5 protein-coding genes are annotated in these 7,713 nt (G+C 63.7%); 1 reads left to right on the plus strand and 4 read right to left on the minus strand.

What is annotated here, in order from left to right:
- Positions 1-122: 122 nt before the first annotated feature.
- Complete coding sequence (gene ppsR / locus ACVOL0_RS19625; RefSeq protein ID WP_481550509.1) at positions 123-944, minus strand: posphoenolpyruvate synthetase regulatory kinase/phosphorylase PpsR; 822 nt, start codon at positions 942-944, stop codon at positions 123-125.
- Positions 945-1,141: 197 nt separating this feature from the next.
- On the opposite strand from ppsR, the gene ppsA reads away from it, so the two are divergent.
- On the plus strand, positions 1,142-3,517 hold the full coding sequence (ppsA, locus tag ACVOL0_RS19630) for a phosphoenolpyruvate synthase (protein ID WP_481550510.1): 2,376 nt from the start codon (positions 1,142-1,144) through the stop codon (positions 3,515-3,517).
- A 388-nt stretch (positions 3,518-3,905) separates the two neighbouring features.
- Here ppsA and ACVOL0_RS19635 read toward each other — a convergent pair whose 3' ends face one another.
- The 3 genes from ACVOL0_RS19635 to ACVOL0_RS19645 all read right to left on the minus strand — a co-directional run bounded on the left by ACVOL0_RS19635 (position 3,906) and on the right by ACVOL0_RS19645 (position 7,492).
- Positions 3,906-6,176 carry a thiamine pyrophosphate-dependent enzyme gene (locus ACVOL0_RS19635; RefSeq protein WP_481550511.1) on the minus strand — a complete coding sequence of 757 codons (2,271 nt, stop codon included), beginning with the start codon at positions 6,174-6,176 and terminating at the stop codon, positions 3,906-3,908.
- A 59-nt stretch (positions 6,177-6,235) separates the two neighbouring features.
- Positions 6,236-6,859 (minus strand): glutathione S-transferase family protein, encoded by a 624-nt coding sequence (locus ACVOL0_RS19640; protein WP_481550512.1) that lies wholly within the window; start codon positions 6,857-6,859, stop codon positions 6,236-6,238.
- A 96-nt stretch (positions 6,860-6,955) separates the two neighbouring features.
- Positions 6,956-7,492, minus strand: coding sequence for a GNAT family N-acetyltransferase (locus ACVOL0_RS19645; RefSeq protein ID WP_481550513.1), 537 nt, complete (start codon positions 7,490-7,492; stop codon positions 6,956-6,958).
- Between the last annotated feature and the right edge of the window lie 221 nt (positions 7,493-7,713).

Consider the following 7,713-nt stretch of genomic DNA (forward strand, 5'->3'; position numbering starts at 1 on the left):
CCCCCGCCCCCCCCCGCCCCGCCCCCCCCCCCGCCCGCGCCGCGCGCCCCCGCCCCCCCCCCCCCCCCCCCCCCCCCCCCCCCCCCCCCCCACTACAGGTGGTTGTTCCTGCGCCCTTTGGCTCAGAACATCTCGCGCTGCAGGCTCAAGGTGCTCAACACCTTGCTGGATATCTCTTCAATCGAGGTGTGGGTAGTACTCAAGGTCGGGATGCGTTCCATGCGGAACATGGTCTCGGCGGCGGCGACTTCACGCTTGCAGGTCTCGAAGCTTGCGTAGCGCGAATTGGGCCTGCGCTCCTGGCGGATCTGCTGCAGGCGCTCGGGGTCGATGGTGAGCCCGAACAGTTTGTTGCGATAGGAACGCAGACGCGGTGGTAGGCGATCCTGCTCAAGATCCTCCTCGGTCAACGGGTAATTGGCCGCGCGGATGCCATAGTGCAGCGCCAGATAGATGCAGGTCGGGGTCTTGCCCGCACGCGACACCGCGACCAGCACCACATCTGCCTCGTCATAGTTCACCGCGATGCCGTCGTCGTGGCTCAGCGCGAAATTCATCGCGTTGATGCGGCGATGGTAGGTGTCGAAATCGACCATCCCGTGTGCCTGACCGACCTTGGAGTGACGCGCGGAACTGAGCTCCTGCTCCAGTGGCCCGATGAATGGGGCGAAGACATCCAGGACCAGGGCTCCGCTCTCTTCCAGGATCAAGCCGAGACTGGAATCCACGCAGGAGCTGATCACGATTGGACGCACCTGGTAGCGCTCGCCAGCGGCCCTGATGCGCGCTGCCGCCTCATGCGCCTTGTCGGCATCGTCTACGAACGACATGCGATCAGTAACGAAACTGAAGCCATTGAACTGCGTCAACAGACTGTGGCCAACGGTCTCGGCGGTGATGCCGGTGCCGTCGGAAACATAGAAAACCGGCCGGATTGCCGTCATGAAAGCTCCCTTCAGAATGTGATCCTGACCACGGGTCAAGCGTGATGACCTAGCCTGTCCAGAAAAAGACAAGCACAAGACAAAGTATTGTCACAAGCTTGTGCGGCTTCGGTGTGCACTGCATCATATTGGCTTCTTCCTACGGACGTGGCCATCCCAAGCCCGCCACGGGCGATGGCCTCAACGGAGCATCGCGCTTGAACGAGAATATCCTGTGGTTGCATGAGCTGCGCTTGGCCGATCTGGCCCGCGTAGGTGGCAAAAACTCCTCGCTTGGGGAGATGATCGGCAATCTGGCCGGTCTTGGGGTCTCCGTCCCCGGTGGTTACGCAACCACGTCCGAAGCGTTCAAGGACTTCATTGCCCACAACGACCTGTCCAAGCGCATTTTCGACAAGCTGGCCACGCTGGACGTGGAAGATGTCGCTGCCCTGACCGTTGCCGGCAAGGAAATCCGCGGCTGGGTTATCGATGCCCCGCTGCAGCCGCAGCTGGACCAGGACATCCGCGCTGCCTACGCCAAGCTGAGCGCCGAGAACGGCGGCGGCGACATCGCCGTGGCCGTGCGCTCCTCGGCAACCGCCGAAGATCTGCCGGACGCCTCGTTCGCCGGCCAGCAGGAAACCTTCCTCAACGTGACCGGTGCCGACGACGTCGTGCACAAGGTCAAGGAAGTGTTCGCCTCGCTGTACAACGACCGTGCCATCGCCTACCGCGTGCACCACGGCTTCAAGCACGAAGACGTGTTCCTGTCCGCCGGCGTGCAGCTGATGGTGCGCTCGGGCGTCGGCTCCTCCGGCGTGCTGTTCACCCTGGACACCGAGTCCGGCTTCCGCGATGTGGTGTTCGTCACCTCCTCGGTCGGCCTGGGCGAAATGGTCGTACAGGGCGCGGTCAATCCGGACGAGTTCTACGTCTACAAGCCCAGCCTGCATGCCGGCAAGCCAGCGATCCTGCGCCGCTCGCTGGGTTCCAAGGCCATCCGCATGGTCTATTCGGACGTCCCGGGCGAGCGCGTCAAGATCGAAGACACCCCGGTCGAAGTGCGCAACACCTTCTCGATCAGCGATGAGGACGTGCAGGAACTGTCGAAGCAGGCACTGGTCATCGAAAAGCATTACGGCCGCCCGATGGACATCGAGTGGGCCAAGGACGGCGTCAGCGGCAAGCTGTTCATCGTCCAGGCCCGCCCGGAAACCGTGAAGTCGCGCGCCAAGGCCACCCAGATCGAGCGCTACGCGCTGCAGGAAAAGGGTGAAGTCATTGCCGAAGGCCGTGCCGTTGGCGCCAAGATCGGCGCTGGCGTGGCCCGCGTGGTCAAGTCGCTGGACGACATGGCCCGCGTGCAGCCGGGCGACGTGCTGATTGCCGACATGACCGACCCCGACTGGGAGCCGGTGATGAAGCGCGCTTCGGCCATCGTCACCAACCGTGGTGGCCGTACCTGCCACGCCGCGATCATCGCCCGTGAGCTGGGCGTGCCGGCCGTGGTTGGCTCGGGCAATGCGACCCAGCTGATCCAGGACGGCCAGGAAGTGACGGTCAGCTGCGCCGAAGGCGACACCGGCTTCATCTACGCCGGCAAGCTGGCCTTCGACCGCAGCACCACCGATCTGGGCAACATGCCGCCGGCACCGCTGAAGATCATGATGAACGTGGCCAACCCGGAACGTGCCTTCGACTTCGGCCAGTTGCCGAACGCCGGCATCGGCCTGGCCCGCCTGGAAATGATCATCGCCAGCCACATCGGCATCCACCCGAATGCGCTGCTGGAATACGACCGCCAGGACGCTGCCACCAAGAAGAAGATCGACGAGAAGATTGCCGGCTACAAGGACCCGGTGAGCTTCTATGTTGACCGTCTGGCCGAGGGCATCGCCACCCTGACCGCCTCGGTCGCACCGAACCCGGTGATCGTGCGTCTGTCGGACTTCAAGTCCAACGAATACGCCAACCTGATCGGCGGCAACAACTACGAACCGCACGAAGAGAACCCGATGATCGGCTTCCGCGGCGCCAGCCGTTACGTCGACCCGAGCTTCTCCAAGGCGTTCGCACTGGAATGCCAGGCCGTGTTGCGCGTGCGCAACGAGATGGGCCTGGAGAACCTGTGGGTGATGATCCCATTCGTTCGCACCCTGGAAGAAGGCCGCAAGGTGGTGGAAGTGCTCGCCGCCAATGGCCTGAAGCAGGGCGAGAACGGCCTGAAGATCATCATGATGTGCGAAGTGCCGTCCAACGCACTGCTGGCCGATGAGTTCCTTGAGATCTTCGACGGCTTCTCGATCGGTTCCAACGACCTGACCCAGCTCACCCTGGGCCTGGACCGCGATTCCTCGATCGTCGCGCACCTGTTCGACGAACGTAACCCGGCAGTCAAGAAGCTGCTGTCGATGGCGATCAAGAGCGCACGTGCCAAGGGCAAGTACGTCGGCATCTGCGGCCAGGGCCCGTCCGATCACCCGGATCTGGCCGAATGGCTGATGCAGGAAGGCATCGAGTCGGTGTCGCTGAACCCGGACACCGTGGTCGACACCTGGCTGCGCCTGGCCAAGCTGAAGGCTGATAGCTGATCTGGCTGTTGATGCATGAAAACAGAACCCCGCCTTGGCGGGGTTTTGTTTGTCTGCGAGGTGGCGATGGTGTTGGCCTTTTTGTGGGAGCGGCGTAAGCCGCGAGGCTCGCAGCTCCCGACAACCCTAAAAGCCCACCCCTCCCCAACCCTCCCCTTGGCTACGCCAAAGGGAGGGAGCAGAGCCGCGAGGCTCGCAGCTCCTGACAACCCCAAAAGCCACCCCCTCCCCAACCCTCCCCTTGGCTGCGCCAAAGGGAGGGAGCAGAGCTGTAGGAGCGGCGTAAGCCGCGAAGCCACGGATCAGCCAGGTCGCGGGTATGTTGGCGAGCTAAGCAATGTCAGCTTCGCGGCTCACACCGCTCCCACAAACACGCGCTGCGGGCGGCTCACACCAACTCCGCCGCCGCAGCCACCACGTCGGCATCGCCGGGCAGCACCAGCAAGGCCGCACCAGCCAGCGGCGTATAGGTATCCACGCCGGTCACCCGGCGCAACGGCACCTGTCCATGGCCGGCTTCGACCAGGGCGGTGATAACGCCCTCGCCCACGCCGGCACTCTGGCGACCTTCGTCGAGCACGATGATGCGCTTCGCGCCCTTGGCCTGCTCTGCGATATAAGCGGCATTGAGTGGCACCAGCCAGCGCAGATCGACCACGCGTACCTTCCAGCCGTGCTGCTGCTCGATGGTCCTGGCAGCGCGCAGCGCCATTGGTACGCCGTTGCCGTAGCTGATGATCAGCAGGTCATCGTTGCCTTCGCCGTAAACCCGGCCCTCGCCCAGCGTCAGTGCCTGATCCGGTGCCGGATACGGGAACAGCCATTGGCCATCACCTGCTGCGTGCAGGTCCTTGGTCATGTACAGCGCGATCGGCTCCAGGAACACGCAGACCCGCCCGTCGACCTTGGCCAGGGCAGCAAGCGTACGCAGCATTGCCGCCGCATCATCACCGCGCGATGGGCAACCAACCACCAACCCTGGAATATCGCGGATGGCGGCAATCGAATTGTCGTTGTGGAAGTGGCCGCCAAAGCCCCTCTGATAGCCCAGCCCGGCAATGCGTATCAACATCGGATTGCGGTACTGGTCATTGGAGAAGAACTGCAGTGAGCAGGCCTCACCGCGCACCTGGTCAGCGGCATTGTGCAGGTAGGCCAGGTACTGGATCTCAGGCAACGGCAGCATGCCCATGTTGGCAAAGCCCTGGGCCATGCCCAGGATCATGGTTTCGTCCAACAAGGTATTGAATACCCGGCGCGGACCGAATGCCTTCTGCAGGCCCTTGGTGACCGTGTAGACGCCACCCTTCTGCGCCACGTCCTCGCCGAACAGCAAGGTCTCCGGGTACTTGGCGAACAGATCGTGCAGCGCCTGGTTGATCTGCACAGCAAGGTGTTTGGCCGGCTGATTCTCCGGCAAGCCAGCCTCGCTGCCGAACACCTGCAAGCGTCGTTCGCTGTAATCGGCGCGCGACGCTTCGGCCTGCACCTTGTCCGGCGTATACGGCGCCAGCGGCGCGATCACATCCTGCAGCGCGGTCAGGCGTGGGCGCTTGTCGGCGTCCTCGGCAGCGGCGAAGCAGCGCTGGCGGGTATGCTCGTACAAGGCCAGCACTTCAGCCTTGTCCATCAGCCCGGATTCCACCGCCACCTGCGCCGAACGCAGCAGCGGATCGCCAGCTTCCACCGCGCACAACTCCTCCAGCGCTCGCCACTCGATCTCGAAGTCAGTGCCGGCGTGACCCATCAGGCGCGTGGTGCGCAGATGCAGGAAGGTCGGTCGCCGTGTGCGTCGGCAATGTTCGACTGCGCGCTGTACGTCGGCGTAGCCGTTGACCAGGTCCAGGCCGTCGGCATGGAAGTAGTCCAGCCCTGGGCGATGCCGGAAGCTCTCGGCGATCCAACCTTCCGGCGTCTTCACCGAGATACCGATGCCATTGTCTTCGCAGACGAACAGGACCGGCGCTGGCAGCTTCTGGAAGCTGCTCCAGGCCGCTGCATTGAACGCTGTCTGCGCAGTGGCGTGATTGGCCGAGGCGTCGCCGAACGAGCAGATGGTGATGCTGTCATCGGGAATCGGCAGGCCCTGCCCCAGCCGCTTGCCGGCTTCGATCGCCATCGCCGTGCCCAGCGCCTTGGGCAGGTGCGAAGCGATGGTCGAGGTCTGCGGCAGCACCCACAGCGGTTTGCTGCCCCACACCTTGTGGCGACCGCCGCTGGCCGGGTCATCCTTGCTGGCCGCGAATGACAGCGCCGAGTCCATCACCGGATCCATGCCCGGCAGCTTGCGGAAACGCTCGGCCATGAAGCCACCGGAGCGGTAATGCAGGAAGGCCGGATCGGTATGCCGGGCGGCACGCGCCACCATTGCGTTACCTTCGTGGCCGGACGAGCCGATCGTGTAGAAGACCTTGTTCTGCACACGCAGCACGCGTGCCATCAGGTCCAGATGACGACTGATCAACTGCGACTCGAACAACTCACGGAAGCCTTGCGCATCCAAGGCGCTACCCGGCAAGACCGGCGCGGCCGGCTGCGGACCTTGATCCGGGCCCGGCGCCAGCGCGCTGACGAACTCGATGAAATTGGTGTCGCAGATCTCAGCGCGGTTCAAGCCCTTCATGCGGGCTGGAATAGGATTCGGTACACGAGCAAACATGCAGACAGACTCCACAGCAAACAGGTGAGACAACGGAATCAAGCATCAACAACGCGCACTCAGCCAGCGAGTATCGGCATGAAGCCGGGCTGGGCCTGCACCGCTTGCAACCAGCGCTGGATCGCCGGATACGGCGACAGGCCAATGCCACCATCCTCGGCGACAACGGTGTACGCAAACAGCGCGATATCGGCCACACCGTAGTCGGGGCCGGTAAACCAGGGATTGCCCTGCAGATGGCGCTCCATCACTCCCAGCGCATCATGGCCACGCTCACGCAGGCGCGGCAGCTCAGCGCGGCGCGGCGAATCGGCCGGCGTCCAGATGCTGATGAAGCGCGCGACGGCAATATAGGGCTCGTGGCTGTATTGCTCGAAGAACATCCACGACAAGGCCTGCGCCCGCTGCCAACCATCGCTCGGCAAGAATGGGGTGCCTTCGGCCAGCCAGAACAGGATGGCGTTGGATTCGGTCAGCACGCGTCCATCGGAACGCTGCACCAGCGGTACTTTCCCGTTCGGATTGAGGGCGAGGAATTCCGGGGTGCGGGTCTGGCCTTCGGCGCTGTTCACCTCGACCCAGTCGTAGCGCGTGCCCAGCTGTTCCAGCAGCAACCGCACCTTGTGGCAATTGCCCGACGAGGACATGCCATACACCCGCAACCCGGCACCCGAAACACTCACTGATCCGCTCCCCGCTACCGAATGGCAGACGACAGCATCCATCTGAACGGATCACGGGTGTTCCGGTAAAGCTGCGACCGCAGCAAAAACGGGATCTCAGCGCTGTGACAGCCACTGCTGCCGGGATTGACCCCACACATCCACCTCGATATCGGCGGGCGCTGGCAATCGTGCCTGCCGCAGCAAGCTTGAGCCCAACTTGCGTGCCACAGCCACCGAACTGGTATTGGCCGGCACGATGGTATGGATCACTTCCTGCCAACCCAGCGTATCGAAGGCCCAATCGACACTGGCCCGTGCCGCTTCCGGTGCGTAGCCGCGGCCCCAGAACCCGGAGCTGATGCCCCAGCCCACTTCCGTGCCCGGCCAGCCATGCGGCTGCCAAGGGCCGACCCGGCCGATCCAGCGCCCACTGCTTTTCTCGATCACGGAGAACATGGAGTAGCCCAGCAGCTGCCAACTTCCCGTGAGTGCCGCCAGGCTGCGCCAGGCCACCGAAGGCGGCTGCACACCACCGAGATGCTGCATGGTCTGCGGATCGGCACAGAACGCAGCGAAAGCGTCGAAATCCTCGGCTGCCGGCGGGCGCAACAGCAGGCGTTCGGTTTCCAGTCGCAGGTCAAAGACACTCATCGCAGTTCCTGTGTACTGACAAACAAGGACACCGAGCTTGCGCCGACCACCCCAACCGGTCAAACCGGCGGTACCCGGCTGGTAACTATTTGTGGGAGCGGCGTAAGCCGCGAAGCTGACGCTGATCGCTCCCTAAAGAGGTATTCACGCCACCTGATAGCGTGCGGGCTTGGGCGCGGACGCCGCGCCCCCCCAAACAAAAAAAAAAAAACATGCCCCGG

The sequence above is a fragment of the Stenotrophomonas sp. STEN021 genome, from assembly GCF_056760175.1.

Coding starts and splice junctions, on each gene's coding strand:
- ACVOL0_RS19645 (WP_481550513.1), bottom strand. CDS start 7,492: ATGAGTGTCTTTGACCTGCGACTGGAAACCGAACGCCTGCTGTTGCGC.
- ACVOL0_RS19635 (WP_481550511.1), bottom strand. CDS start 6,176: ATGTTTGCTCGTGTACCGAATCCTATTCCAGCCCGCATGAAGGGCTTG.
- ppsR (WP_481550509.1), bottom strand. CDS start 944: ATGACGGCAATCCGGCCGGTTTTCTATGTTTCCGACGGCACCGGCATC.